Below are 24,832 nucleotides of genomic sequence, written 5' to 3' on the forward strand. Positions count from 1 at the left end.
AAACGGCCTTGCGACAAGCCGAAGGAAAGAGGCTTACTGCTGCAGGGTCAGGTTCTCGGTGCCCGAGCCGTCCTTGCCGCTGATCGTCCAGGCGCCTTGCAGAACGCCTTCGCCCTTGACCTGATAGACAATGAGACCGACGGCATCGCCCAGCACATAACCGGCTGCAAAGGCGTCGCCATAGAGCATGCAGATGCCGTTCGAAGTGGTCCCGCCGGTCTGCCATTCGATCGAGCAGGTCGTCTCGCTGGTCAGCTCGATCGTTGCAGTGCCCTTGTAGGCGGAACCGTCGAGATTCGTGCCTTCAACGTTGTACGTACCGGCGCTGACTGTCTGCGCATGCGCGGACGAAACCAGCCCCAGGGCCAGAACGGCACCAGCCAAAAATTTCTTCATGATATCCCCCAGATAGCCGGCACTATTGCCGATGCCCGATCCTAGCGCATGCCTGAAAAAACGGAACAGGGATCAAGCGCTCAAAATGAAAATGCCCGGCAAAACCGGGCATTCCAAGGCGTCCATTTTTGACCGGACAGATCAGACGGCACCCGGATAGTTCGGGCTCTCGCGGGTGATTGTCACGTCGTGGGCATGGCTTTCGCGCAGGCCGGCGCCAGAGATGCGCACGAAGGTGGCGCGCTCCTGGTATTCCTTGAGATCCTTGCCGCCGACATACCCCATCGAAGCCTTGAGACCACCGGCAAGCTGGTGCAGCACGCCCGAAACCGGCCCCTTGTACGGCACCTGACCTTCGATGCCCTCAGGCACAAGCTTCAGCGTGTCGCGCACTTCCGCCTGGAAGTAACGGTCTGCCGAGCCGCGCGCCATGGCGCCGACGGAGCCCATGCCGCGATAGGCCTTGAAGGAGCGGCCCTGGTAGAGGAACACTTCACCCGGGCTTTCATCCGTGCCGGCAAGCAGCGAGCCGACCATGACGGCCGAGGCGCCGGCGGCGATCGCCTTGGCAAGGTCGCCGGAGAACTTGATGCCGCCATCGGCGATGACCGGGATACCCTGGGCCTGCGCGGCCTCGACCGACGCCATGATGGCCGCAAGCTGCGGCACGCCGACGCCTGCGACGATGCGGGTGGTGCAGATCGAGCCAGGGCCGATACCGACCTTGACGGCGTCGGCGCCGACATCGATCAGCGCCTTGGTGCCATCGGATGTCGCAACGTTGCCGGCCATGATGCGAACGGAATTGGAGAGCTTCTTGACGCGGGCGACGGCATCGAGAACACGCTGCGAGTGGCCATGCGCTGTATCGACGACGATCAGGTCGATGCCGGCGTCGATCAGGCGTTCGGCACGCTCGAAGCCGTCATCGCCGACGGAGATCGCGGCGGCGGCGCGAAGCCGGCCCTGCGCATCCTTCGACGCGTTGGGGTTCAGCTGCGACTTCTCCATGTCCTTGACCGTGATGAGGCCGACACAACGGCCGTCGCCGTCGACCACCAGCAGCTTCTCGATGCGGTGTGTGTGCAGGAGACGCTTGGCTTCCTGCTGGTCGACGCTTTCCTTCACCGTGATGAGGTTTTCACGCGTCATCAGTTCGTAGATCTTTTGGCTCTGGTCGGAAGCGAAGCGCACGTCGCGGTTCGTCAGGATGCCGACGAGACGGCCGGCCTTGCCGCTGCCGCCGTTTTCGACGACCGGAATGCCGGAAATACCATGCGACTTCATCAGCGACAGCGCATCGGCGAGCGTGGCGTCCGGCCCGATCGTCACGGGATTGACGACCATGCCGCTTTCGAACTTCTTGACCTGGCGGACTTGTTCGGCCTGTTCGGCCGGCGTCAGGTTGCGGTGGATGACGCCAAGGCCGCCGGCCTGCGCCATCGCGATGGCGAGACGGCTTTCCGTCACCGTGTCCATGGCGGAGGAGAGGATCGGAAGGTTGAGTTCGAAATCGTGGGCGATGCGGGTCGCGATGTTCGTCTGGCCCGGCATGACCTCGGAGTGACCGGGTTGCAGGAGAACGTCGTCGAAGGTCAGGGCTTCGAGACCGGTTGCCGTTTCAATGATACGCGCCATGGCCAGTTTCCTCAGGGTAAAGCTTACGCACCAAGGGGAACACTGGGAGATGTTCGCCTCGGTCGCTTGCAAGAAATTCTTGGAAGTTGGCGAGGGCTGGTAACACGTTCATGACGGCTTGGAAATAGCAAAAAGCCCGGAATGCCTTCCGGGCTTCGCCCTGCACACAGACGGCGTGCTCAGATATCGAACTGATAGCTGACCGGCACGAAGCGGTAGCCTTCGCCGACCTTCTCCACGAAGCCTGCCGCCGGGAAGGGCATGTGGTAGCCGATGAAGGCGAGCTTGTCGGTCGCGATCATGTCGAAGACCTTTTTGCGTGTCGCCGCGGCCTGCGCCTTGTCCATGTCAAAGCGAACCTCCCAGTCCGGGCGCTGGAGGGAAAGCACATAGTGGTTGGCGGTATCGGCCGTCAGGATCAGCGCCCTGCCCTCCGATTCGACGCGGAAGATCATATGGCCCGGCGAGTGACCGAACGCATCGAGACCGGTAATGCCGGGCACGACCTGGCCCTCATCCTCGATGAAGGTGAGCTTTTCGGCCAGCGGCTGCACCTTGGCGAGAACGCCCTGATGGCCCTGCTCGGCGGGCGTGCCCATGCGTTCCGGATTGACCCAGAAATCGTATTCCGTTCGGCCGGTGACGTAGCGCGCATTCGGGAAGGCCGGCTTGCCGCCCTCCAGCAGACCGCCGATATGATCGCCATGCATATGAGTGATGACGACCACGGAAATCTGGTCCGGCGTATAGCCTGCATATTTCAGGCCTTCGACGAGACGGCCCATGCCGGCCTCGCGCCCGCCCTCGCCCATGCCGGTATCGAACAGCACGACCTCGGAGCCGGTATCGACGAGCGTCGGCGTAAAACTGTTGACGAACTTGTCGGCCGGCAGGAAATTTTCCGCCAGAAGCGCGCTGACGGCCTCGGCGGGCTGGTTGAGGCCATAGGTCTCGTTCGGCTTGTCGGATGCGCGCATACCGTCGCGGATGGCCAGAACGCGAAAACTGCCCAGCTTGAAGCTGCGGGCTTCGAGGGGACTTACTCTCATATCGGTGGCATCGCTTGTTGTTTGCGCAAGGGCGGCCGCACGGTTCAGCACCAGCGGTGCGGCCAATGTCGTCACGCCCGCCGCGAGAAACAAGGACCGGCGCGAGATCGTCGAATGGTCTGCCATGGATCTTCCCTTCTGAAAGCTGCATCGCCGTTGTAGAAGCCGGGCCGTTGTAGAAGCCGGCATCGACATGAAGATGACATGCGACGATCTAGGGCGCTGTCACGATCCCGTCCCGCCGCATCACGGGCTTGTGATCCCCGCGATTTGACAGATGGCAACGAGGGGCGCAGAAGACGGATGGGCCTGCATGAAGGTCTCCCACCCCGAATTGCCGATGAACCGTATCGTTCCCCTCATTCTCGCCGTCGCGCTCTTCATGGAGCAGATGGACTCCACCGTCATCGCCACGTCGCTGCCGGCCATCGCCGCCGATCTCGGCGTCGGCCCGATCACGCTGAAGCTGGCGCTGACCGCCTATATGGTGTCGCTCGCGACCTTCATTCCGCTCTCCGGCTGGATGGCGGACCGGTTCGGCGCCAAGCGCATCTTCCGCCTCGCCATCCTCGTCTTCGTCGCCGGATCGATCCTCTGCGCCGTCGCCGACAGCCTTCTCGCCTTCGTCGTGTCGCGCTTCCTGCAGGGTATGGGCGGCGCGATGATGACACCCGTCGCCCGCCTCGTTCTGGTGCGCAGCACCTCGCGCTCCGAACTCGTCTCGGCCATGGCGCTCCTGACCATCCCCGCCCTCGTCGGCCCGCTGGCCGGCCCGCCGCTCGGCGGCTTCATCACCACCTATTTCTCCTGGCACTGGATCTTCCTGATCAACGTACCGGTCGGCATCGTCGGCTACATCCTCTCGGGCATCTACCTGCCGGAAATCCGCGCCGCAGCACCGCCGCCGCTCGACTGGCTCGGTTTCTTCCTGAGCGCGGTCGCAGCGTCGGGCACGATGTTCGGCCTCTCCGTCATGAGCCTGCCAGCCCTGCCGCCGGCCATCGGCATCGTCGCGACCGTCATCGGCCTTGTCTGCGGCGTGCTGTATGTGCGTCACGCCCGGCGCCACCCGACGCCGCTGCTGGACCTGAAACTCTTCCGCGACAGCGCCTTCCGCGCGGCCTCCATCGGCGGCACGCTGTTTCGCATTTCCATCGGTGCCGTGCCCTTCCTGATGCCGCTGATGCTGCAGGTCGGATTCGGGCTGACGCCCTTCCAGTCCGGTCTCGTCACCTTCACGGGGGCGATCGGCGCCATCACCACCAAGGTCATCGCCAAGCGGGTCCTGACGATCGCCGGCTTCCGCACGACACTGATCCTCGCCAGCGTCTTCGGCGCGGCCTTCACCTTCGTGAACGGCCTCTTCACGCCCACGACGCCCTTCTGGCTCATCGCGGGCGTCCTTCTCATCGCGGGCTTCGTGCGCTCGTTCTTCTTCACCAGCGTAAACGCGCTGTCCTTCGCCGACATTCCGGACGCGGAGGCCAGCAAGGCGACCTCGATGAGCGCAGTGCTTCAGCAGATCAGCCTTGCCATGGGTGTTGCCGTCGCGGGCGCGATCCTCGAAATCGAGACCGCGCTGACGGGCTCGCCGCTCGAACTGCGCGATTTCCAGATCGCCTTCATGGTGATTTCGGCCATCACCCTCCTTGCAGCGCTCCCCTTCCTCACCATGGCGAAGAACGCGGGCGCCTCCGTTTCCGGCCACCGGATGGCGGGCGAGGAAGAGGAAACGATAGCGGTGAAGTAGGAGACCCTATTCCGGCTTTTCGCAGACGGCGACGAGCTTGTTGCCGTCGTGGTCGCGCACGAAGGCCGCATAGAAATTGGCGTGGAACGGGCGGATGCCCGGCGCGCCCTCATCCGTGCCGCCCTGCGCAAGACCCGCCGCATGGAAGGCATCGACGGCGGCCCGGGTCGGTGCGTCGAAGGCGATGGTAACGCCGTTACCGAAAGTGGCGGGCTCGCGGTTGAACGGCTCCACCACCCAGAAGCGGCAGCGCACATCCTCATCCGCCGCGTAGCCGATTTCGCCGGGTGCTTCCTTCTGCCTGGCATAGCCGAGGAGCGGCAGGACGGCATCGTAGAAGCGGCCGGCGCGCTCGAGATCGTTCGTGCCGACGGTCGTGTAGAGAAGCATCACGCTTCCTCTTCGGTCTCGGCGGCCTCGTCTCGCGCCTTGCGGCCCTTGAAGCCCTTGGCGAGCAGGAACATCTCCACCGATTCGGCGCGCGAGGCGCCCGGCTTCACATGGATGACCTGCTTGAAATTCTGCTTGAGCAGATTAAGCAGCTCGCGCTCCGTCCCGCCCTGAAAAGTTTTCGCCAGGAAGTGGCCGCCCTCGGCCAGCACCTCGATCGCGAAATGTGCCGCGACCTCGCACAGATGCATGGTGCGGATATGGTCCGTCTGACGGTGACCGGTGGTCGGCGCGGCCATGTCGGAAATCACGAGATTCGGTGTGCCGCCGACGGCTTCGATCAGCTTTTCGGGGGCATCCGGCTCCAGAAAGTCCATCTGCAGGATGCGCACACCGGGCAGCGGGTCCACCTCGAGGAAGTCGATGGCCGCGACACGCGGATCGGCGTCGGTCGAATTCGTCACCTTGGCGGCGATCTGCGACCAGCTTCCGGGCGCGGCACCGAGGTCGATGATGCGGCGGGCGCCGTCGAGAATATGATGCTTCTCGTCGATCTCCAGCAGCTTGAAGGCCGCACGGGCGCGATAGCCCTCCAGCTTGGCGCGCTGCACATAGGGATCGTTGATATGGCGTTCCAGCCAGCGGCGCGACGACGCCTTCAGCTTGCCCTTCTTGACCTTCTGGCCAAGTTTGCGGCCGATGGGGGGCTTGGTCATGACGCCTGTCCTTCGGGCTTTGCCGGATACCGGGGAGCGCTGCGGTTGTTGCGGCGGTGGCGGCCACGGCGCCAGACGCCGTCATCGGCCATCATGTCGGTGAGCAGCCCCTCCCGCAAGCCGCGGTCGGCGACACGCATGCGGCGCGAGGGCCAGCGCTTGCGGATCGCTTCCAGGATGGCGCAGCCGGCCAGCACGAGGTCGGCCCTGTCGGGCCCGATGCAGGGATTGGCCGCCCGGGCGGAGAAATCCCAGGAAAGCAGACGCGCCTGCATGGCCGTGACCTCGTCGTCCGAGAGCCACACGCCATCGACCCGGCGGCGATCGTAGCGCGGCAGGTCGAGATGCACGCCGGCGAGGGTCGTCACCGTGCCGGAGGTGCCGATGAGATGAAAATCCTCCGGCGCATGGATGCCGTCGCCGGGGCAATCGAAATTCGCCAGCATGCCCTCGACTTCCGAGACCATGCCCGCAAAACCCTCGGGCGTCACATCCCGCCCGCCATGGCGCTCCGACAGCGTGACGACGCCGACCGGCAGCGATGTCCAGTGCGTGATATGGTTGGCAAGCCGGCTGGAACGGTTGTCGCCGATGCGGATGACCGCGATTTCCGACGAGCCGCCGCCGATATCGAAGAGCACGACGGATTTCGCCTCGCGCCCGACGAGCGACGAGCAGCCGGACACGGCCAGCCGCGCTTCGGTCTCGCGGTTGATGATCTCGAGGTCCAGCCCCGTCTCTTCCCGCACCCGCTCAAGGAAAGCCTCGCCATTCGTCGCCGCGCGGCAGGCCTCCGTGGCGATGAGCCGGGCACGGCGGATGTTGCGGGTCTTGAGTTTCGCGGCGCAGATTTTCAGCGCCTCGACGGAACGGTCCATTGCCTCGTCCGAGAGACGGCCGCTCGCCGCAAGCCCTTCGCCAAGCCGCACGATGCGGGAAAACGCATCAACGACACGGAACTGGCCCGGCCGCGTCGGCTGGGCAATCAGCAGGCGGCAATTGTTGGTGCCAAGGTCAAGCGCGGCATAGAGCGGCGCATCATAGCCCTCACGCTCTGCTGCCCGCTGCGGCGCGGCCTCGCGACGCGGCTCCTGCACGGCAGGGCGCTGCTCGGCGGCAGCCTCCGCGGCAACCGGCACAGCGTCGCCACCGGGCACGGGCCGCGCACCGGGTTTCCGGCCGCGATGCTTGCGCCGGCCCTTGTGGCCATCTGCCTGATTCTGCTGGGCGCCTTCCCGCTGGCCAACGGGCGCAAGCGGACGCACATTCTCCGCGCCAACACTTTTGGCGTGCTTGCGGCGCTTGTTCCGGCGCGCATTTGCGCCGCTGGGTGCGGTCTGGGAGCGCTCGGCGGCTGGGGACAACCCGGCTGCCTGGCCTGCGGACGGAGAAACGGCAGACGGACTTGCGGCCTTCTGCTTCCCCTTGCGACGGCGCGACCGCTTGGGTCGTCCCGTATCGTCCGCAACTCGCGCCCCGGAAACGGGCGGCTTTTCGCCGCTGTCGGGGTCGTTCACGTTACTGCCTATGGCGCCGCGCAAAGCCCTTGGGCTGCAAGCAGGCGCTCTCTCGATCTTCGTTGGCGCGACATTACCAGCGCCCGGCCCGTTCGCCAAATTCTTTTTATGACGAGACCGCGACGATCGGGCCGGCCACGACCTCGATGCAATTTTCCCAAAAAAACCATTTGCATCTCGCCGCCGTTTGTTTATAAGCCCGCCTCACAGGCCCCCGGCCATACCGGAACCAGCCATGCTGGGGAATAGTTCAACGGTAGAACGACGGACTCTGACTCCGTTAATCTTGGTTCGAATCCAGGTTCCCCAGCCAATCTCCTCCTAATTCACTGAAATCGTTCAAATGCCTCACGTCAATTTCGGCGGATGCAGGCATTTGCTACAAAACCGTCTCACGGCGGCTGGCGGCCCCCTTGGCGATATCGAACGTCGCCCGCCATGGCGGAATCTATCATTTCCGGCGAGTCGTTCTGGCCGAGCTTCAAGAACGCATCGGCAGACGCGAGCTGGTCCTGAGCCTCGGAAGCTGCAACGCGAAGACTGCCCGGCGGCTTTCGGATCGGCTGTCTAGTTCGACGGGGATTTCCTGATCGAATACCGGATCGAGGCCCGCTTGCGGGACGGGGCGCCTTGCCGCTGAGGTGCTCTCGTCAAGGGTTTTCAGGCAAGCGGCTGGCTCCGCGTCGAGCGATGGCAACCCGTCAGCGCCTGAGGCTATTGTCTTCCCTCTCCGGTCAAAATTGCTTTCGCGCCTGCCCGTAAGCGGTAGATATGGCGTCGAACTTGACGCGCTGCCAACGCGCGTAGTCCTGGAGCAAAACCGGGGAGACCGACAGGTCGCCCTGATTGCCGGGAAGGCTCCAGACAAGCAGCCCTTCCGCCCGCGCCCGAGAAAACACTCTCTGCACATGACCGCGCGACAGGGTGTGCCGGGTAGAGACCTCGCTTGCATGGAGCCGGCCGACGCAGACAGCCTTATCAAGGCTGTTGATGGCCGGCAGCCGGCAGATGAGTTCGTGGAGGATATTGCTTCCCGATTCGGTGCGGACGAACAGATCCACGCTTGCGGGCGGCTCAGCCCAGCCCGGATCGAAGACAAGGGCTCGAACAGCCAGCGGATGGATGCAAGCCAGAAGGCGCGGATCATCGACAAGCCGAGAGGCGCGATCGCCGCCATCCAGCCGGTCGAGGGCGGAAAGATGGCTTTCCAGCCATTGAGCGATCAAGGTCTCGCCATGGGCGCTCAGTTGCAGCGGCTTGACACGCTTGTCCCTGCTTTCCTGCAAGACGAGCAGTCCGTAAGCGTGCATTTCCGCCAGATGGGCCGTCAACGTGTTCTTGCTGAAGGTCTGCTGTTCGGCGAAGAATTCGATGAGCGAGCCGGCGGTCAATGGCGGGCGCTCCTTGTCGTGCTTTCGCTCGAAATGAAGGGCGACGATTGCCTGCGTGATCAACCATTTCTGCATGCTGGCGACATAGCGCACCACTCTCGGCGCATCATCATGCATCGCCAGCAGCTGTTCGGCAGCATCGCGCAAAACTGCGAAGAATGCAGGACCACCGCTCCGTGTCATCGGATTGAAATCAACGTTCGGTTCTGAAGGCCTCATGGTCTCGATTGCATCAGATATCGGATATCCCTCCCGGCATTCCTAGCAGGCCAGTTTTGCATTGTGATGTCGCTTCGTCATCCGGGTGACTCAATTTTGGGTGCATCGGCCTGCCGCCCGCTTCTTGTGTTGATCCCAACTTTCTCTCTAGCTATGAGTGCATAGCCTTTTAGGAAACGTCATGAAATCAATTATTTGGCGCTTGCTGCCCGACCCGGACGCCGCTTTGCCGGTTTAAGGGCAAGCCTCCCTCATTCAGATACCAGGCAGGAATGCCACCCCACCATCCCGGCGGCATCGCAGCCGGAAACGTCTGCCCTTGATGCTGCAGCGGCTCCTGACAGCTATGCCGCCCGGTTCACATAACTAGAGGTTCCAACGTGAGCACGTTCGCCGAAATTTGCGCCCGAATCCAGTCCGGTCTGCCCTCGCAAGAGATCGACCTTGGCGACAACAGCGCCACGCTGACGGTGGCCGAGGCGGCCGATCTTATCGCGGCGGGCGTGCGTTTCGGCGAAGATGACACTATCACCATCAAGGACAATACTGACAATCTGGAAGCCCTCAGCGGGAGCGCAATCAGCGCCCTCTCGGGAATGGGGGCATCCTCGCTCGTCGCCACCAACGACGCGCTGGACCTTACGCTTGCCCAGATCAAGGCACTTGCCGGTGCCGATATCACCGCAATCAGCCGCTATGAAACTTTTGGCCAGGCGTCGCCGGACGACACGCAGGTCAATACGTCCACGAGCGGCCCCCAGTCCCGGCAAGAGATCATCGCGCTGGACGGCGGCGGCTATGTGGTGCTGTGGCAATCGGCCAACAACGACGTACTCACGGACGGCATCTATACGCAGCGCTTCGATGCCGATGGGCACAAGGTTGGCAATGAGGCGCGAATCAACAGCTATCAAGGTAGCCAGGCCTTTCCGGCGATCGCGAAGCTTTCGGACGGCGGCTATGTCATCACCTGGCTTCAGTCCGGCGCCGACACGGGAATCTATTCCCAGAAATTCGATGGTGCGGGCAATCCGGCCGGCGGCGGAATCCGGCTCACGACGGAATTGTCTACCGCATCGCGGTGGACCAATGTGACGGCGCTGGGTGATGGCCAATATGTCGTGACTTGGCCCAACAATGGTGACGAAACCGTCCGAGCCCAGATATTCGGCGCGGACGGCCATGCCATCGGCAGCGAGATCGTGGCCGGCACCGGCTATCAGGAGAATGGCCTCCAGCCTCTCGGCGTAACGCTTCTGTCCGACGGCAAATTCGTTATCGTCTGGCCGGTTCCCGGTGACGACGGCTCCGGGGACGTGCGCGCCCAGCTTTTCAATGCCAACGGCAGCACGTTCGGCGATGCGTTCCGCGTCAATTCCCACACGCTGTTCGTGCAAACCAATTCGAAGCTCTCCGCGCTGCCCGGCGGAGGCTTCGTCGTCACCTGGGAGTCCTTGCAGCAGGAGGGCGATCAGCGCGGCGTCTACGCCCAGTTGTTCGACGGGTCGGGCAATCCGATCGGCGGAGAAACCCAGGTCGCGACCAATATCGACTTCGAGCAAAGCGGACAGACGGTCACGGCGCTCGCCGGTGGCGGCTATGTGATCACCTGGATTTCGGACGACGGATCATCGACCGGCATCCACTCGCAGATCTTCGACGCTGACGGCGGCAAGGTAGGCGTGCAGACAGGCGTCAACACCACGACGGATGACAAACAATATGAGCAGGACGTGGTGGCTCTGCCGAATGGCGGCTTCGCGGTCAGCTGGGTGTCGATGGTCGGCGTCAACCGCGAAATCCTCCTTCAGATCATGGATGCCGAGGGCAACAAGGTCGGCGGAGAAACCCGTGTCAACCCCGGCGGGCGCGGGTCCGAAGCAGTCCCTCAGGTCAGCGTGTTGGCAAACGGCGACATCGCTATTGCATGGCGGGCCTTCGACGGCAGCGGCACCGGAATCTTCACGAAGCGCCTGACGCAGGACACCGAGGCCGTTTCGTTCAAGGCGGACGCGGATGCCGTCTCGGCGTTGACGGCCGGCGATGTCGCCGATCTCGCCGAACTTGGCGTGACCACGGTCAAGGTTTCCGATACCGGCGCCGTAAGCCTTGCAACGGACGCGGCCCTGTCACTCAGCGCCATCGCCGGCCTCAAGATCGCTGGCGCCGCCTCGGTGACGGTGACCGGCTCAGGCGCCGCGCTCGGCAACATTTCGGTGAGCCAGGTCGTTGCCTTGAAGGCGATGGGCGTGAAAGCCATGGATGTCACGGACCAGATGATCGCGCTGACGCTCGACCTCGCGGAAGCTTTCGTGGCGGCCGGCATCAGCTTTGCGGGCAATGACATCGTGACCGTCAGGCTTGCGGCGAGCGACCTTGCCGATCTCACGGCCGGGAAGATCGAAGCGCTTGCCCAGATGGGAACCACCGTTCTCGACCTGTCGCAGAATGCAGGCTCCCTGACGATTGCGCATGCGGGGCTGCTGATGGATGCCGGCCTGCATTTTGCGGCAGGCGATGTCATCGCGATTGCGGACACGTCCGCCAGCGTCGCCAACCTTGCCAATGCCGACATCGCCGCGCTCGGCGGCTGGGGCGTTTCGGTCATCGACCTGACAGATGGTGCCTTCGCGGCGTCGGCTGGCACGATCGGCCAATTCCTTGCGGCCGGCATCCGCTTCGCGGCGAATGATGCCGTTGTCATTGCGGACAGTGCGGCAACCATCCAGGGGCTCAGCGCCGCCGATATCGCGGCTTTTGCCGCGGGGGGTATCGATGGCGTGCGCTCGCTCGACGGCGCCGTCGTATTGAACATCGCCCAGCTCACGGCCTTCGGCGCCAAGGGCCTTTCGGTCGCTGCCAGCAGCGGCGGCGTGACGGTCGAGGACACGGCGACGAACATCGCTGCGCTTGGCACAGGCGCGATCGCCTATTTCCAGGCGCTTGGCATCGTGTCGCTCGATGCGAGCGACAATCAGCTCACGCTGTCCCTGACACAGCTCAATGCCTTTCGCAGCGCCGGCGTCCGGTTTGCCGCGAACGATATCATCACCCTCTCCCTTAGCCCCAACCAGGCGGTTTCGCTCACGGATACGACGCTGACCGCCTTTGCCGACCTCGGCGTCAAGTCCCTCGCCTCCAGCCAGGCAAACCTCGCCTTCACGGCGGCGCAGGTCGCGTCAATCCATGCGAACGGCATGGCCTTCGCGGCTGGCTACACCGCAATGCTCACCGACAAGGGCGCGGCACTTTTGACGCTCACGAGCGGAAGGCTCGACCTCTATGCGGGCATCGGGCTGGACAAGGTCGCGCTGGCAGACAGCGGAAGCGCGATTGCAGCGCTGACAATCACCAACATCACAGCCCTGAGCCGGCTTGGCGTCGCCAACATAGACGTGACCGACGGTGCGGTCAGCCTTACCATGGCACGCGCAATGAGCTTTGCCTCCAATGGCCTTGTGTTCGATGCGGCCGATACGGTCACCGTGACCGCCACGGCGGCGTCCCTGAAGGACCCCGACATCATCGACATCCCGGCGCTGAAGTCGATCAATGTCGACAGAATCGATGTCTCCGACACCGCGCTGACACTCTCGCTGATGCAGGCCAACGCCTATGTCGGCGCGGGTATCGGCTTCGTCGCGGCGGATATTGTTACCGTCAAGCTCAGCTATGCCGATGCAAGGACGTTTGCCAAGGCTGCGGGAACGGCGCTACACAACGCCGGTGTCGACCGCATCGAAATCGACATGACCGCCACGGAGCTGAAGGCGCTCACCTATGTGGAGCTGAAAGCCTTTGTCGCTGCCGGTGTCGATGGCATCGCGGGACTGACGTCCGTCACCTTCTCGAACCTCACCTATGACCTCGTCACCCACACGGTGAACTACAACCCCGTCATCACCTCCAATGGCGGCGGCACCACGGCCAGCGTTGCCGTTGCTGAGAACACCACGGGCATCACGACGGTCAGGGCGACGGACAAGGAGGCGGCAAAGCTCACATATTCCATCGTCGGCGGCGCCGACAAGGCGCTCTTCACCATCGATGCGACCACCGGGGCGCTCGTTTTCAAGGCCGCACCCGACCATGAGAGCCCGAAGGACAATGGCAAGAACAACGTCTACGACCTCATCGTCCAGGTGAGCGACGGCAAGCTGATCGACATCCAGACCCTCGCCATCGGCGTAAAGGATGTCAACGAGATGCCTTCTGCTCCGGTCCTGACCGGGACGGTGGTGAAGGAGAACGTCGCGACCGGCACGGTCGTCGGTACCTTTTCGTCGAAGGACCCGGAAGGCAGGACACTCACCTACAAGCTCCTCGACACGGCGGGCGGCCTTTTCAAGCTCTCGGGCGCCAAGCTCGTGACGGCGGCAGCCATCGACTATGAGAAGGTGCAGAAGGATACGGTGACGATCGAAGTCTCCGACGGCGTGCACAAGGTGACGAAGATTTTTACCATCACCGTTACCGACCTGCTGGAAACGATCAGCGGCACAGCGAAGAGTGACATCCTGAAGGGTGGTATCGGCATGGACCGGCTGCTGGGTCTTGCCGGCAACGATACCTTGCATGGCTATGCCGGTAACGACACGCTCGAAGGCGGGGACGGCAATGACGTGCTGATCGGCGGGGACGGGATCGACCGGCTTCTCGGCGGCAACGGCACGGACACGGCCTCCTATGCCGGCGCGAAGGCAGGTGTGGTCGCCAGCCTTGCCACGCCTTCGATCAATACAGGAGACGCCAAGGGTGACACCTATTCCTCCATCGAAAGCCTCACCGGCTCGTCTCATGCAGACAAGCTCACGGGCGATGCCGAGGCCAACGTGATCGATGGCGGCACCGGCAACGATGTGCTTTCCGGTGGGGCTGGCAACGACCGTCTGATCGGCGGGCTCGGCTTTGACGACCTCTATGGCGGTGCAGGCAGCGATCGCTTTGTCTTCCGATCGGTCAAGGACCTCGGCGTTTCGAAGACGGCAACGGACACGATCTTCGATTTCTCCCAGAAGGACAAGGATGTCATCGACTTCGCCGCAGTCGACGCGAACCTGATGAAAACCGGCGATCAGGCCTTCAGCTTCATCGGCACCGCCAAGTTCTCAAACAGCGCCGGCGAACTACGGTACGAGAAAACGAAGGCCGGCACCTATGTTTATGGCGACATCGACGGCAACGGCAACGCTGACTTCGTCCTGCATATCGATGCCGCGCTGACCCTCAAGACGGGAGACTTCCTGCTGTGATCCGTTGCGTCGATCACAAACCGAGGCGACAGCGCGTTACCAACAGGCAGGCGGCTGCGACGTTCAACATCCGTAACAAGAGCGGCATCGCGGATTGGGAACGGCGCCAAGAGTGCAGCGACATGGGGCTAGATCGATACTATCAACACGACCCGCGCAACCACGTCGGCAAGCTCTACTGTGACCTGCTGTCAATCGTGGTGGACCTGCCAAGTATTCGTCCTTGAGAACCATGGCGGTATCGCCATCCGACCCAAACAACAAACAAGTGTTCTGAACCACCATGCGCTCTTGTCAGCGCTCTCGGTGGCTGGCACGTTGCGACTGCCTGATTCACACACGCACGGAGGCTAGAGCCCATGGCGCACAAGTTCGAGATCTACAAGGACAAGGCCGGCGAATATCGCGTTCGCTTCAAGTACAACAGCGAAGTGATGTTCGCGACCGAAGGCTATTCCAGCAAGGCGAGCGCACAGAACGCCATCGATTCGATCAAGAAGAACGGCCCCGGCGCGCCCGTCGAAGACAACACGACGCCGCAAGCCTGATCGGCTTGACCTCTTGAAAAGCCCGCCTCCGGCGGGCTTTTTGCATTTCAGGCGGTCGGTCAGAAGGTCGGCGGCGTGCAGGCGCTGATGACCTCGCAGGGCACCGGGCCCACGCAGCGGAACCGGTGCGGGCGGCGGCTTTCGAAATAGTAGGCATCGCCCGGGCCGAGGATGCGGCGCTCGTCGTCGACGGTCACTTCCAGCCGGCCTGACAGCACGATGCCGCCCTCCTCGCCATCATGCACGAGCGGCACCTTTCCGGTGTCGGCGCCGGGCTGGTAACATTCCTTCAGAATCTGCAGGCTGCGACCAAAGGTGTTTTCTCCGATCTGGCGAAAGGAAATCGGTCCCTTGCCGATCTCCACCAGTTCATCGGCGCGGTAGAACGCCTTTTTCGGACGGTCGGGCTCAAAGGCGAAGAACTCGGCAAGGCCGATGGGAATGCCGTCGAGGATACGCTTCAGCGCGCCGACCGAAGGATTGGAGGCATTCGATTCGATCAGCGAGATCGTCGAATTGGTGACGCCGGCGCGCTTGGCAAGCTCGCGCTGGGAGAGATTGTGGGCCATGCGCAGGTGGCGCAGCCTGCCCCCGATATCGACCGACATGCCGTTTCCCTGTTCTAGATGTTCGAAATATCGAAAACTGCTCTTTCCATATCCTTTAATTTCAAATGCTTGACGTCAACCAGAAAAGGACTTGTTCGGCATGGCAAATCATGGCGTCTATCGCGCCAGCCAGAGGAGATCTGCCATGAACGCTCACAACAAGCCCAATGCACCCGTGCTCGACAGCTACTGGATGCCCTTTACCGCCAACCGCCAGTTCAAGGCGGCACCCCGCCTGCTCGCCAGCGCCGAAGGCATGTATTACACCAGTGCCGACGGCCGCCGGGTTCTGGATGGCACCGCCGGCCTGTGGTGCGTCAATGCCGGCCACGGCCGCCGGCAAATCGCCTCTGCCGTCGAGCGCCAGCTGACGCAGCTGGATTTTGCGCCCTCCTTCCAGATGGGCCACCCGATCGCCTTCGACTTCGCCGAACGGCTTGCCGAAATCGCGCCCGGTCCCGAGGGTGCGAAGCTCGACCGCGTGTTCTACACCGGCTCCGGTTCCGAATCGGTCGATACGGCCTTGAAGATGGCCATCGCCTACCAGCGCGCTATCGGCCAGGGCACGCGCACGCGCCTCATCGGCCGCGAGCGCGGCTATCACGGCGTCGGCTTCGGCGGCATCTCGGTCGGCGGCATCCTCAACAACCGCCGCGTCTTCCCGCAGCTCGCCGGCTCCGACCACCTGCGCCACACGCATGACCTCTCCAAAAACGCCTTTGTGAAGGGCATGCCGGAGCATGGTGCGGAGCTTGCCGACGATCTCGAGCGGCTGGTGGCGCTGCACGGCGCGGAAACCATCGCGGCCTGCATCGTGGAACCGGTCGCCGGCTCCACCGGCGTGCTGATCCCGCCGAAGGGCTATCTCGAAAAGCTGCGCGCGATCTGCGACAAGCACGGCATCCTCCTAATCTTCGATGAGGTCATCACCGGTTTCGGCCGCCTGGGCGCCGCCTTCGCCACCGATTATTTCGGCGTGACGCCCGATCTCGTCACCACCGCCAAGGGCCTCACCAACGGCGCGATCCCGATGGGTGCGGTCTTCTCCAGCCGCAAGGTGCACGATGCGCTGATGCATGGTCCGGAAAACGCAATCGAGCTTTTCCACGGCTACACCTATTCGGGTCATCCCGCCGCCTGCGCCGCCGGCATCGCGACGCTCGACATCTACCGCGACGAGGGCCTGCTCACCCGCGCCGCCGAACTTGAAGACGACTGGCAGACGGCGATGCACTCGCTGAAGGGCCTGCCGCATGTCATCGACATCCGCACGATCGGTCTCATCGCCGGCATCGAGCTTGCGCCGCGCGACGGCGCTGTCGGCGCACGCGCCTATGACGTCTTCGTCGATTGCTTCGAGAAGGGCCTGCTCATCCGCGTGACCGGCGACATCATCGCCTTCTCGCCGCCGCTGATCGCCGAGAAGAAGCACTTCGAGGACATCGTCTCGATCCTCGGCGACGCGCTGAAGCGCGCCGCTTAAGCTTTCCTCGACAAAAAACGCTGTTATATCTGGGCCCGTATTTTCAGTACGGGCCCATTTTCATGTCAGCATCCGCCAAAGCAGAACCGAAACTCATCTTCCGCCTGCAGTTCGACCCGGAAGGGCGCATCGGGCGCGGCAAGATCGAGCTGCTTGCGCATATCAAGCAGACCGGCTCGATTTCTGCCGGCGGGCGGGCGATGGACATGTCCTATCGGCGCGCCTGGCTACTGGTCGACGAGATGAACCGGCTGTTCAAAGAGCCGGTGGTGGAATCGCAGCGTGGCGGCAAGCAGGGCGGCGGGGCGGTCCTGACACCCTTCGGAGAGGCGCTGATTGCGCACTACCATGCCATGGAAGAGAAGGCCCGACTGGCCCTTGCCGACGATATCGGCTGGATCGTCGCCAATCTCGCCGACTAAGCCTATTCCAAAGCGACCGTCTTGATCACGGCGTGGACGGGCAACCCCGGCGCCAGGCCGAGCCGCTCGACCGACAGCGCGGTGATTCGGGCGCGCACATGATCGCCGCCGCAGGCGATACGCACGCTCGCCATGCCCTCCCCGTCCGGATCGATGCTTTCGACCGCGCCCTCAAGAATGTTGAGGGCGCTGAGCCCTTCCGGGCGGACCGTCGCCACCATGACGTCGCGGGCGGGGATGCGCAGGCGCACCATCTCGCCGGGCGAAACCGCAGCCCCCGGCACCAGGATGATCGCGCCGCCGTCGAGCCTGATGGTGGCAAGGCCGCGTGCGGCGTCGCGGGTCTCGACATGGCCCGACAGAACGCTACCCGCCTCGCGGCGGTCGGCGGCAGACGCCAGGCGGGGGCCGCCGAGCACATCCGAGACGGGGCCAGCGGCCTCGACGCGGCCGCCTGCCATCAGCACGACCTTGTCGGCAAGACGCGCGACCTCGGCGATGGAATGGCTGACATAGACGATGGGAATGCCGACCTCGTCGCGCAGGCGTTCGAGATAGGGAAGGATTTCCGCCTTGCGCTCCTCGTCGAGGGCCGCGAGCGGTTCGTCCATCAGCAGCAGACGCGGAGATGCGAGCAGTGCACGGCCGATGGCGACGCGCTGTTTTTCGCCGCCGGAGAGGTGTGTCGGCTGGCGGTCGAGCAGGTCGCCGATGCCAAGCAGGTCGATGATGCGATCGGGGTTTTCCGCCCGCGCGCCCTTCGGTGAAAACCAGCGGCCGTAGTGAAGGTTCTGGCGGACCGTCAGATGCGGGAAAAGGCGCGCCTCCTGGAAGACATAACCGAAGCGGCGGCGGTGCGGCGGGGTGAGGAGGCGCCGGCTGGTGTCGACCAGCATGTCGTCACCAAGCTGGATGCGGCCTTCCACCGGGCGCGTCAGGCCGGCGATGATGCGGATGAGCGACGTCTTGCCGGAACCGGAACGGCCAAACAGCGCCGTCACACCGCCATCGGAGGTGAAGGCGGCCTCCAGCGAAAAATCGCCGAACCGGTGGCGGGCTTCGACGATCAGGCTCATTCGAGATGCACCTTGCGGCCGATGCGCTGGGCGAGAACTTCCGAGGCGAGCAGCGCCGCCATGGAAATGGCAATGGCGACGAGGGTGAGGCGAAGCGCGCCGGCATCGCCACCCGGCACCTGGGTGAAGGTATAGATGGCGGCCGACAGCGTCTGCGTCTCGCCGGGAATGTTGGAGACGAAGGTGATGGTGGCGCCGAATTCGCCCATGGCTTTGGCGAAGGCGAGGATCATGCCGGCGAGCACGCCGGGGAAAATCAGCGGCAGGGTGACGGTGAGGAAGACCCAGAAGGGGCTTGCTCCGAGCGTGCCGGCCGCCTCCTCCAGCTTGCGGTCCACGGCCTCGATGGAGAGGCGGATGGAACGCACCATCAGCGGAAAGCCCATGACGCCGCAGGCAAGCGCCGCCCCCGTCCAGCGGAAGGACAGCACGATGCCGAACCATTCGTCGAGCACAGAGCCGATGGCGCCGCGCCGGCCGAACAGGATGAGCAGAAGGAAACCGGTGACGACGGGCGGCAGGATAAGCGGCAGATGAACCACGCCATTGAGGAGCGACTTGCCCCAGAAGCGGCCCCGCGCAAGCGCAAGAGCCACGAGAATGCCGAGCGGCAGGCTGACGAGCACCGCCACGGACGAAACCCTGAGGCTCAACCGGATCGCCGTCCATTCCTCATCGCTGAGCACTAGCCAGTCCACGTGCAATTCCTCGACATGCAAACAGCCCCGGGTTTAGCGGCCGGGGCTGTCGTGAGGCTCGTGTTACTTCAGGATGGTGAAACCCTGCTCCGTGAAGAAGGGGGCGGCCTTGTCGGACTTCAGGAAGTCGAGATAGGCGGCAGCGGCGGCACTCTTCGATTCCGAGAGGATGGCGACCGGGTAGATGATCGGTGGGTGGCTGTCTTCCGGGAAGGTGCCGACGACGGCAACGCCCGGATCGGCAGCGGCATCCGTCTGGTAGACGATGCCATAGGGCGCTTCGCCGCGCGAGACCAGCGCAAGCGCTGCGCGCACGCTTTCCGCACCGGCAACCTTGCCTTCGACACTGGACCAGACGCCCAGCTTTTCGAGCGCCGCCTTGCCGTATTTGCCGGCCGGCACGCTATCGACAGCGCCCATGGCGAGCTTGCCGTCGCCGACCAGGCCAGAGAGATCGAAGCCGTCCTTGATCTCGATCGTCGAGGCCTTGTCCTTCGGCGCAACGAGCACGATGCGGTTGCCGAGCAGGTTGACGCGGGTGTCGTCCTTGATCAGCTTCTTTTCAGCAACGTAGTCCATCCAGGCGAGGTCCGCCGAGATGAAGAGATCGGCGGGCGCTGCGGCCTCGATCTGCTTGGCGAGCGCCGAGCTTGCCGCATAGGAGACCGTCGTCTCGTTGCCGGTTTCCGTCTGCCAGGCGGCGTTGGCGGCATCCAGCGCATTCTTCAGGCTTGCGGCGGCAAAGACGGTGACCTTTTCGGCGGCCGCGGCCGGCAAAGCGAGCGGCAGGGCCGCGAAGGCGGCGACGACAAGTTTCAGCAGCAGACGGCGGTTCATTCCTGTTCTCCCTTTTTCTGCCCCGAGGCAGCGTGATATCTATTTGAATATATCGACGTTTACGGCTTGGCCAGCGCTATATTTTCAAAAATATAGGGAAACAGACTGCGGCGGGACGCGGCTGATCACGGCCGGAAGAAGCAATGCGGTTTCACCGGCGATTCGGTGAATGGAAGCGAGCCGAGTGTTTCTGATTTGGGAAAGCGGGGTCCAGAAATGGAAAAGCCTGCCGCGGGAGGAGGTGCGGCAGGCTTTCCGATAGAACCGAATGGCGACTGGGAGGAGGAGTGCCGCCATTCCCGCAGTCGGCCCTGGGAGGAGGAGTGGGCCTTCTGCACAATCGAAGCTTCGTGGGAGGAGGTACGTTGCTTCGATAAATATGACTATATGCGATTCCTGGTCATTTCATAGGCATTGTTTTGCAAAGCAGCTATGCGTCATGCGCGTATCGAATATCTCAACTGCCCGAAGGAACTCCAGACCCAGCCAATCTCTTCGCACATGCAAAAACGCCCGCCATAAGGCGGGCGTCTTCGAAATTCTGCTGCGGGGCAGCGCGTCGATCAGAAGCCGACGGCAGCGCGGGCGACAGTCTTGATTTCCGAACGTTCGATGCCGAGGTCGCGCAGTTCACGCGCGGTCATGCGGTCGAGTTCGTTGACGGTCTGACGATACTTGCGCCAATTGTTGAAGGAACGTGCCATGTTCATGATGATCCCCTTTCAGGAGGCTCTCTGTTCGGCACCTTTCCGTGGCGCCGCGTCTTTCGATGACCGTTTATAGCGTTATGCTGCAGTGCAGAACAGCGCTCAGATAGCAGAACACCCATGCGGCTTGCGCATGGGTGTCGTAAGCATCCATTAAGGATCCATTCAGGCTGCGCGGGAGGCCTGCTCCTTGCGCAGGAAGGCGGAGATCCGCTTCAGCCCCTCCTCCAGGACCTCCTCCCCATTGGTATAGCCGATGCGCAGATGCCCCTCCATGTCCATCGCGCTGCCCGGCGTCAGCATGACGCCGGTCGCGTCCAGAAGCTTCGTGCAAAAGGCTTCCGAACTCATCGGCAGGTCGTACTTCAGAAGAGCCGTCGTGCCGGATTTCGGCTTCACCCAGGAAATCAGCGGCTCGCCCTCCACCCATTCGGCCAGGATGGCAAGATTGGTTCGGGTGATCGCATGGCTGCGGGCGAGGATCTTGTCGCGGTTTTCGAGCGCAATGGCGGCGAAATGGTCATCCAGCATGCCGACGCTGATCGTGTTGTAGTCGCGGTGGATGGAAACGGCATGCAACAGGTCCTTCGGCCCGACAATCCAGCCGAGGCGCAGGCCGGCGAGCGAATAGGTCTTCGACATGCTGCCGGTCGAAATGCCCTTCTCGTAGAGATCGGCGATCGAGGCGGTCATGCCGTTGCCCGTCTGATCCGTGCCGCGATAGACCTCGTCGCAGAGGATCCAGGCGCCGGCGGCGCGGGCGATTTCGACGACTTCGAGCAGGAAATCGCGGTCCATCAGCGAGCCAGTCGGGTTGTTCGGGTTGTTGAGGCAGATGAGCTTCGTGCCCGGCGTGGCGAGCCGGCGAAGCTCTTCGAGATCCGGCAGGAAGCCGTGCTCGGCCGTCAGCTTCAGGATCTGCACGTCGGCGCCATAACTTTCGGGGATGGAATAGTGCTGCTGGTAGGTCGGCAGGACCGAGATGACGCGGTCGCCCGGCTCCACCAGCGTCTCGTGCACCAGCGCATTGGCGCCGATCGCGCCGTGCGTGACAACGACGTTTTCCAGCGCCTGCTTCTCGTACAGACCGGCGATCAGCTTGCGCAGCCGCTCGCTGCCCTCGATCGCCCCATAGGTCAGCTTCATCGGCAGGAGTTCGGAGAGGATGGTCTCCTTCTTGCCGGCCATGTCGAGCAGCTCTTCCACCGTCAGCGATTCCACACAGGTTTCAGCAAGGTTCAGCTCGCAATGGTTCTCGTAGCGGTTCATCCAGATCTCGACGCCGAAATCGCGTATCTTCATAGCGGGCTCCTTTCGGGTTAGAAGGCAGGATACGGCAGCGCCGACCCTTTCAATACGGAAAGATATGAGCAGTATATTGCACAGTCAAGAACGCGGCGGCGTGCTCGCCCATGTTTCGGGCAACCTGCGTCGCCTGCGCCAGAAGGCCGGCCTCAGCCAGGCAGCGCTGGCGGAGGCATCCGGCATCAGCCGGCGCATGATCGTGGCGGTAGAGGGGGGCGATGCCAATATCAGCCTGTCCAGCCTGGACAAGCTCGCGGTCGCCATCGGCGTCGGCTTCGTCGACCTGGTGCGCGACCCGGCCCGCCCGTCGTCGGCAGAGATCAACGAGGTGACCTGGCGGGGGGCGAGCGACGAAAGCGCCGCCGTGCTGCTCGGCTCCGCGCCGGCGACCACCGAGGCGCAGATGTGGCACTGGTCGCTCGGCCCCGGTGAACGCTACAATGCCGAACCGGACCCGGCCGGCTGGCACGAGATGATTTTCGTGACCGAAGGCACGCTCCGGCTCGAGCTGTCAGGCGCAGGCAAGGATTATCCGGCCGGCAGCTTTGCCGTCTACGGCACCGATCAGCCCTATGCCTATCTCAACACCGGCGAAACCATCGTCCGCTTCGTGCGCAACGTGGTTGCCTAGAGCAGCGTCCAGGCCATGCCGGCGAGCGCCGCAAGGCCGAGCGTCAGCAGCACCGAGGCTTTGAGGCGGAAGAGCGCGAAGGCGGAGGCTGCGGCAAGCAGCGCTGCGGGTAGGATGATCGTCGACGGCACGGGAAGCTCGAGATGGAGCGGCCCGGCAGTCAAAACCGTCACCTCGCGAAACAGCGTGTGCACGGAAAACCAGACGGCGAGGTTGAGAATGACGCCGACGACGGCGGCGGTGATGGCCGAGAGCGCGCCCGACAGCGCCACATTGCCGCGCAGCCGCTCGATGAAGGGGGCGCCGAGAAAGATCCAGAGGAAACAGGGCACGAAGGTGACCCAGGTGGTGAGGATCGCCGCCAGCGTCGCCGCCGTCATGGGGCTGAGACTGCCGGGATCGCGGTAGGCGCCAAGGAAGCCGACGAATTGCAGAACCATGATCAGCGGCCCCGGCGTCGTCTCGGCCATGCCGAGGCCGTCGAGCATTTCGCCCGGCTTCAGCCAGCCATAGTGCTGCACGGCCTCCTGCGCGACATAGGCGAGCGCCGCATAGGCCCCGCCGAACGTGACGACCGCCATCTTGCTGAAGAAGATGCCGATCTCGCTGAAAACGCTGTTGCCGCCGGCGAAGAACCAGATGAGCGCCACCGGCAGAAGCCAGAGACAGAGCAGCACCGCCGAGATCTTCAACGACCAGCCGAGGCCCGGCCGGGCATGGGCCGGCGTCGCCTCGCCGAGCAGCGAATCGCGATCCTGCAACACCGCGCCCTTGGCCGCCGCATGGCCCGGGGATGTGCGAAACAGGCGCGAACCGGATTTCGAGCCGAAATAGCCGACAACGGCGGCGGCGAGCACGACGAGCGGAAACGGCACCTTGAAGGCGAAGATGGCGAGGAAGGCAACGGCCGCAATGGCGAGCATCGCCGGATTGACGAGCGCGCGACTGCCGATGCGGAACACCGCCTGCACGACGATGGCGAGCACTGCCGCCTTGAGGCCGAAGAACAGGCCCTCGACCACGCTGGCATCACCGAAGATCACATAGATGTAACTGAGCGCCAGGATCGACAGAAAGCCGGGCAGGATGAAAAGCAGTCCGGCGATAAGACCGCCCAGCGTGCGGTGCATGAGCCAGCCGATATAGACGGCCAGCTGCTGCGCTTCAGGGCCCGGCAGCAGCATGCAATAGTTCAGGGCATGCAGGAAACGGCTCTCGCCGATCCAGCGCTTCTCGTCCACGACGATGCGATGCATCACGGCGATCTGCCCGGCAGGGCCACCAAAACTCAGCGCCGCCACGCGCGCCCAGACGCGCAGCGCCTCGCCGAGGGAGACGCCATGCTCGCGCGGGCCGGCCGTATTGTTGCTCATCGGGATGTTTTCCTCCGCGTCGCGATCGATCGCAGCGCCCTTGTGCCCTGTCAAGGCGGCCTTCGACGAGACAACTGGCAATGCGGCGGTCATGGGCAGAGTCCGGATTTGACATAACGCCTAGCGGGACAGGTCCTCGAATCGAAGCGCGGCGCGACCCTCTCATGTTTTTTGAACGGTGATGCGACAGGGAACCCGTGTAAAGGATGTTTGGCATTCAACGTGAGCCGCGCGATGTAAAGCAAGCCTTACATCTCGCGCCCTCAACGATGCGAAACGTGTTTTCCGCCGCCCGTCGCTACTTGTGGGCCTCGACCCTGAGCATGGCCGCCTATGTCGCGCGCCGATTGTTTCGATACGGCTGCTGGCCCGCGGCACTCCGGACGGAACGGTGCGCACAGCCATCTCCAACGCACCGATGATCCCGGCCCTCCTTCCCGGATGGTCCATACTCTTTCTCATCCGCCGTATGGACGAAATGCAGCGCAAGCTGCAATTGGAAGCCTTCGTCGTCTGGCCCATCATGTGCGGGTTCTGGTTTCTCGGTGTGGTGTTGGGGCGCCTGCGCTACCGATGAACAACCGTATTCAGGAAGTGCGTGCCCGGAAGAACTGGTCGCAAATGGAACTCGCCGCGAGGCTTGACGTGTCCCGCCAGACGATCAACGCGCTGGAACGCGGCCGCTACGACCCGAGCCTGCCGCTCGCCTTCAAGATCGCCCGCGTCTTCGACCTGACGATCGAGGAAATTTTCATCGTGGACGCCTTGAGTTAGAGGCCCCGGAGGCCGCCGCCGCCCCTTTGCAGATCGCCGGGATTTGCTAAGG

At 63.5% G+C, this 24,832-nt stretch carries 23 protein-coding genes and 1 tRNA gene; 10 read left to right on the plus strand and 14 right to left on the minus strand.

Going from position 1 to position 24,832, the window contains the following annotated elements; genetic code table 11:
- Nucleotides 1-33: 33 nt before the first annotated feature.
- The 3 genes from MUO32_RS09760 to MUO32_RS09770 form a co-directional block, all read right to left on the minus strand.
- A complete protein-coding gene (locus MUO32_RS09760; protein ID WP_257948020.1) occupies nt 34-396 on the minus strand; it encodes a hypothetical protein in 363 nt (120 codons plus the stop codon).
- A 141-nt stretch (nt 397-537) separates the two neighbouring features.
- Nucleotides 538-2,034 carry an IMP dehydrogenase gene (gene guaB / locus MUO32_RS09765; RefSeq protein ID WP_257948021.1) on the minus strand — a complete coding sequence of 499 codons (1,497 nt, stop codon included), beginning with the start codon at nt 2,032-2,034 and terminating at the stop codon, nt 538-540.
- A gap of 179 nt (nt 2,035-2,213) precedes the next feature.
- Nucleotides 2,214-3,209, minus strand: a complete 996-nt coding sequence (locus MUO32_RS09770; protein WP_257948022.1) for an MBL fold metallo-hydrolase — start codon at nt 3,207-3,209, stop codon at nt 2,214-2,216.
- A 214-nt stretch (nt 3,210-3,423) separates the two neighbouring features.
- On the opposite strand from MUO32_RS09770, the gene MUO32_RS09775 reads away from it, so the two are divergent.
- Entirely contained in the window at nt 3,424-4,833 is a 1,410-nt protein-coding gene (locus tag MUO32_RS09775; RefSeq protein ID WP_257948247.1) for a DHA2 family efflux MFS transporter permease subunit, read from the plus strand.
- A gap of 6 nt (nt 4,834-4,839) precedes the next feature.
- Here the strand turns inward: MUO32_RS09775 and MUO32_RS09780 are convergent, their stop codons facing one another.
- The 3 genes from MUO32_RS09780 to MUO32_RS09790 are packed head-to-tail and all read right to left on the minus strand — an operon-like array spanning nt 4,840 to nt 7,456.
- Nucleotides 4,840-5,223 (minus strand): VOC family protein, encoded by a 384-nt coding sequence (locus MUO32_RS09780; protein ID WP_257948023.1) that lies wholly within the window; start codon nt 5,221-5,223, stop codon nt 4,840-4,842.
- Nucleotides 5,223-5,939, minus strand: coding sequence for an RlmE family RNA methyltransferase (locus MUO32_RS09785; RefSeq protein WP_257948024.1), 717 nt, complete (start codon nt 5,937-5,939; stop codon nt 5,223-5,225). The genes MUO32_RS09780 and MUO32_RS09785 overlap by 1 nt, the downstream gene beginning before the upstream one ends.
- Nucleotides 5,936-7,456: a Ppx/GppA phosphatase family protein gene (locus tag MUO32_RS09790; RefSeq protein ID WP_257948025.1), complete on the minus strand. Its 1,521-nt coding sequence runs from the start codon at nt 7,454-7,456 to the stop codon at nt 5,936-5,938. Before MUO32_RS09790 ends, MUO32_RS09785 begins: the two co-directional genes overlap by 4 nt.
- A gap of 239 nt (nt 7,457-7,695) precedes the next feature.
- Here MUO32_RS09790 and MUO32_RS09795 point away from each other — a divergent pair.
- Both MUO32_RS09795 and MUO32_RS29370 read left to right on the plus strand, forming a co-directional pair.
- Nucleotides 7,696-7,769 (plus strand) — tRNA-Gln (locus tag MUO32_RS09795).
- A gap of 100 nt (nt 7,770-7,869) precedes the next feature.
- Nucleotides 7,870-8,046, plus strand: coding sequence for a DUF6538 domain-containing protein (locus MUO32_RS29370; RefSeq protein ID WP_374708623.1), 177 nt, complete (start codon nt 7,870-7,872; stop codon nt 8,044-8,046).
- Between the two features lie 144 nt (nt 8,047-8,190).
- Here MUO32_RS29370 and MUO32_RS09800 read toward each other — a convergent pair whose 3' ends face one another.
- Nucleotides 8,191-8,847 (minus strand): hypothetical protein, encoded by a 657-nt coding sequence (locus tag MUO32_RS09800; protein WP_257948026.1) that lies wholly within the window; start codon nt 8,845-8,847, stop codon nt 8,191-8,193.
- A 599-nt stretch (nt 8,848-9,446) separates the two neighbouring features.
- Here MUO32_RS09800 and MUO32_RS09805 point away from each other — a divergent pair.
- Complete coding sequence (locus MUO32_RS09805) at nt 9,447-14,318, plus strand: hypothetical protein (RefSeq protein WP_257948027.1); 4,872 nt, start codon at nt 9,447-9,449, stop codon at nt 14,316-14,318.
- Nucleotides 14,319-14,677: 359 nt separating this feature from the next.
- The gene (locus MUO32_RS09810) at nt 14,678-14,866 is read left to right on the plus strand and encodes a YegP family protein (RefSeq protein ID WP_069059796.1); all 189 of its coding nucleotides are present in this window, start codon (nt 14,678-14,680) and stop codon (nt 14,864-14,866) included.
- Nucleotides 14,867-14,925: 59 nt separating this feature from the next.
- On the opposite strand, the gene MUO32_RS09815 is transcribed toward MUO32_RS09810, so the two are convergent.
- Complete coding sequence (locus MUO32_RS09815) at nt 14,926-15,474, minus strand: cupin domain-containing protein (RefSeq protein WP_257948028.1); 549 nt, start codon at nt 15,472-15,474, stop codon at nt 14,926-14,928.
- 145 nt (nt 15,475-15,619) lie between these two features.
- Between MUO32_RS09815 and MUO32_RS09820 the strand changes: the two genes are divergently transcribed.
- Complete coding sequence (locus tag MUO32_RS09820) at nt 15,620-16,957, plus strand: aspartate aminotransferase family protein (RefSeq protein WP_257948030.1); 1,338 nt, start codon at nt 15,620-15,622, stop codon at nt 16,955-16,957.
- Between the two features lie 62 nt (nt 16,958-17,019).
- The gene (locus MUO32_RS09825) at nt 17,020-17,379 is read left to right on the plus strand and encodes a winged helix-turn-helix domain-containing protein (RefSeq protein WP_257948031.1); all 360 of its coding nucleotides are present in this window, start codon (nt 17,020-17,022) and stop codon (nt 17,377-17,379) included.
- A 2-nt stretch (nt 17,380-17,381) separates the two neighbouring features.
- Here the strand turns inward: MUO32_RS09825 and modC are convergent, their stop codons facing one another.
- The 5 genes from modC to MUO32_RS09850 all read right to left on the minus strand — a co-directional run bounded on the left by modC (nt 17,382) and on the right by MUO32_RS09850 (nt 21,999).
- A complete protein-coding gene (gene modC / locus MUO32_RS09830) occupies nt 17,382-18,455 on the minus strand; it encodes a molybdenum ABC transporter ATP-binding protein (RefSeq protein WP_257948032.1) in 1,074 nt (357 codons plus the stop codon).
- On the minus strand, nt 18,452-19,153 hold the full coding sequence (gene modB, locus MUO32_RS09835; RefSeq protein ID WP_257948033.1) for a molybdate ABC transporter permease subunit: 702 nt from the start codon (nt 19,151-19,153) through the stop codon (nt 18,452-18,454). Before modB ends, modC begins: the two co-directional genes overlap by 4 nt.
- A 63-nt stretch (nt 19,154-19,216) precedes the next feature.
- Nucleotides 19,217-19,990, minus strand: coding sequence for a molybdate ABC transporter substrate-binding protein (gene modA / locus MUO32_RS09840; protein WP_257948034.1), 774 nt, complete (start codon nt 19,988-19,990; stop codon nt 19,217-19,219).
- Between the two features lie 563 nt (nt 19,991-20,553).
- Nucleotides 20,554-20,700, minus strand: coding sequence for a DUF1127 domain-containing protein (locus tag MUO32_RS09845; protein WP_257948036.1), 147 nt, complete (start codon nt 20,698-20,700; stop codon nt 20,554-20,556).
- 162 nt (nt 20,701-20,862) lie between these two features.
- Nucleotides 20,863-21,999: an aminotransferase gene (locus MUO32_RS09850; RefSeq protein ID WP_257948037.1), complete on the minus strand. Its 1,137-nt coding sequence runs from the start codon at nt 21,997-21,999 to the stop codon at nt 20,863-20,865.
- Between the two features lie 64 nt (nt 22,000-22,063).
- On the opposite strand from MUO32_RS09850, the gene MUO32_RS09855 reads away from it, so the two are divergent.
- A complete protein-coding gene (locus tag MUO32_RS09855) occupies nt 22,064-22,633 on the plus strand; it encodes an XRE family transcriptional regulator (protein WP_257948038.1) in 570 nt (189 codons plus the stop codon).
- Here MUO32_RS09855 and chrA read toward each other — a convergent pair.
- Nucleotides 22,630-24,006, minus strand: coding sequence for a chromate efflux transporter (chrA, locus tag MUO32_RS09860; RefSeq protein WP_257948248.1), 1,377 nt, complete (start codon nt 24,004-24,006; stop codon nt 22,630-22,632). The two genes, MUO32_RS09855 and chrA, sit on opposite strands and share 4 nt — an antisense overlap.
- Before the next feature lie 391 nt (nt 24,007-24,397).
- Between chrA and MUO32_RS09865 the strand changes: the two genes are divergently transcribed.
- Both MUO32_RS09865 and MUO32_RS09870 read left to right on the plus strand, forming a co-directional pair.
- A complete protein-coding gene (locus MUO32_RS09865) occupies nt 24,398-24,583 on the plus strand; it encodes a hypothetical protein (RefSeq protein ID WP_257948039.1) in 186 nt (61 codons plus the stop codon).
- Nucleotides 24,580-24,780, plus strand: a complete 201-nt coding sequence (locus tag MUO32_RS09870) for a helix-turn-helix transcriptional regulator (RefSeq protein WP_257948040.1) — start codon at nt 24,580-24,582, stop codon at nt 24,778-24,780. Before MUO32_RS09865 ends, MUO32_RS09870 begins: the two co-directional genes overlap by 4 nt.
- The last annotated feature ends 52 nt before the right edge of the window (nt 24,781-24,832 follow it).

The sequence above is a fragment of the Shinella sp. CPCC 101442 genome (assembly GCF_024704725.1).
In the GTDB taxonomy this organism is placed as follows: domain Bacteria; phylum Pseudomonadota; class Alphaproteobacteria; order Rhizobiales; family Rhizobiaceae; genus Shinella.

Excerpts from the sequence above, each read along its gene's own strand:
- MUO32_RS09845 (WP_257948036.1), bottom strand. The coding sequence starts at position 20,700 with ATGAACATGGCACGTTCCTTCAACAATTGGCGCAAGTATCGTCAGACC.
- MUO32_RS09815 (WP_257948028.1), bottom strand. The coding sequence starts at position 15,474 with ATGTCGGTCGATATCGGGGGCAGGCTGCGCCACCTGCGCATGGCCCAC.
- MUO32_RS09780 (WP_257948023.1), bottom strand. The coding sequence starts at position 5,223 with ATGCTTCTCTACACGACCGTCGGCACGAACGATCTCGAGCGCGCCGGC.
- MUO32_RS09820 (WP_257948030.1), top strand. The coding sequence starts at position 15,620 with ATGAACGCTCACAACAAGCCCAATGCACCCGTGCTCGACAGCTACTGG.
- MUO32_RS09785 (WP_257948024.1), bottom strand. The coding sequence starts at position 5,939 with ATGACCAAGCCCCCCATCGGCCGCAAACTTGGCCAGAAGGTCAAGAAG.
- modA (WP_257948034.1), bottom strand. The coding sequence starts at position 19,990 with ATGAACCGCCGTCTGCTGCTGAAACTTGTCGTCGCCGCCTTCGCGGCC.
- MUO32_RS09770 (WP_257948022.1), bottom strand. The coding sequence starts at position 3,209 with ATGGCAGACCATTCGACGATCTCGCGCCGGTCCTTGTTTCTCGCGGCG.
- MUO32_RS09810 (WP_069059796.1), top strand. The coding sequence starts at position 14,678 with ATGGCGCACAAGTTCGAGATCTACAAGGACAAGGCCGGCGAATATCGC.
- MUO32_RS09775 (WP_257948247.1), top strand. The coding sequence starts at position 3,424 with ATGAACCGTATCGTTCCCCTCATTCTCGCCGTCGCGCTCTTCATGGAG.
- chrA (WP_257948248.1), bottom strand. The coding sequence starts at position 24,006 with ATGAGCAACAATACGGCCGGCCCGCGCGAGCATGGCGTCTCCCTCGGC.
- modC (WP_257948032.1), bottom strand. The coding sequence starts at position 18,455 with ATGAGCCTGATCGTCGAAGCCCGCCACCGGTTCGGCGATTTTTCGCTG.
- guaB (WP_257948021.1), bottom strand. The coding sequence starts at position 2,034 with ATGGCGCGTATCATTGAAACGGCAACCGGTCTCGAAGCCCTGACCTTC.
- MUO32_RS09850 (WP_257948037.1), bottom strand. The coding sequence starts at position 21,999 with ATGAAGATACGCGATTTCGGCGTCGAGATCTGGATGAACCGCTACGAG.
- MUO32_RS09855 (WP_257948038.1), top strand. The coding sequence starts at position 22,064 with ATGAGCAGTATATTGCACAGTCAAGAACGCGGCGGCGTGCTCGCCCAT.
- MUO32_RS09870 (WP_257948040.1), top strand. The coding sequence starts at position 24,580 with ATGAACAACCGTATTCAGGAAGTGCGTGCCCGGAAGAACTGGTCGCAA.
- MUO32_RS09760 (WP_257948020.1), bottom strand. The coding sequence starts at position 396 with ATGAAGAAATTTTTGGCTGGTGCCGTTCTGGCCCTGGGGCTGGTTTCG.
- MUO32_RS09825 (WP_257948031.1), top strand. The coding sequence starts at position 17,020 with ATGTCAGCATCCGCCAAAGCAGAACCGAAACTCATCTTCCGCCTGCAG.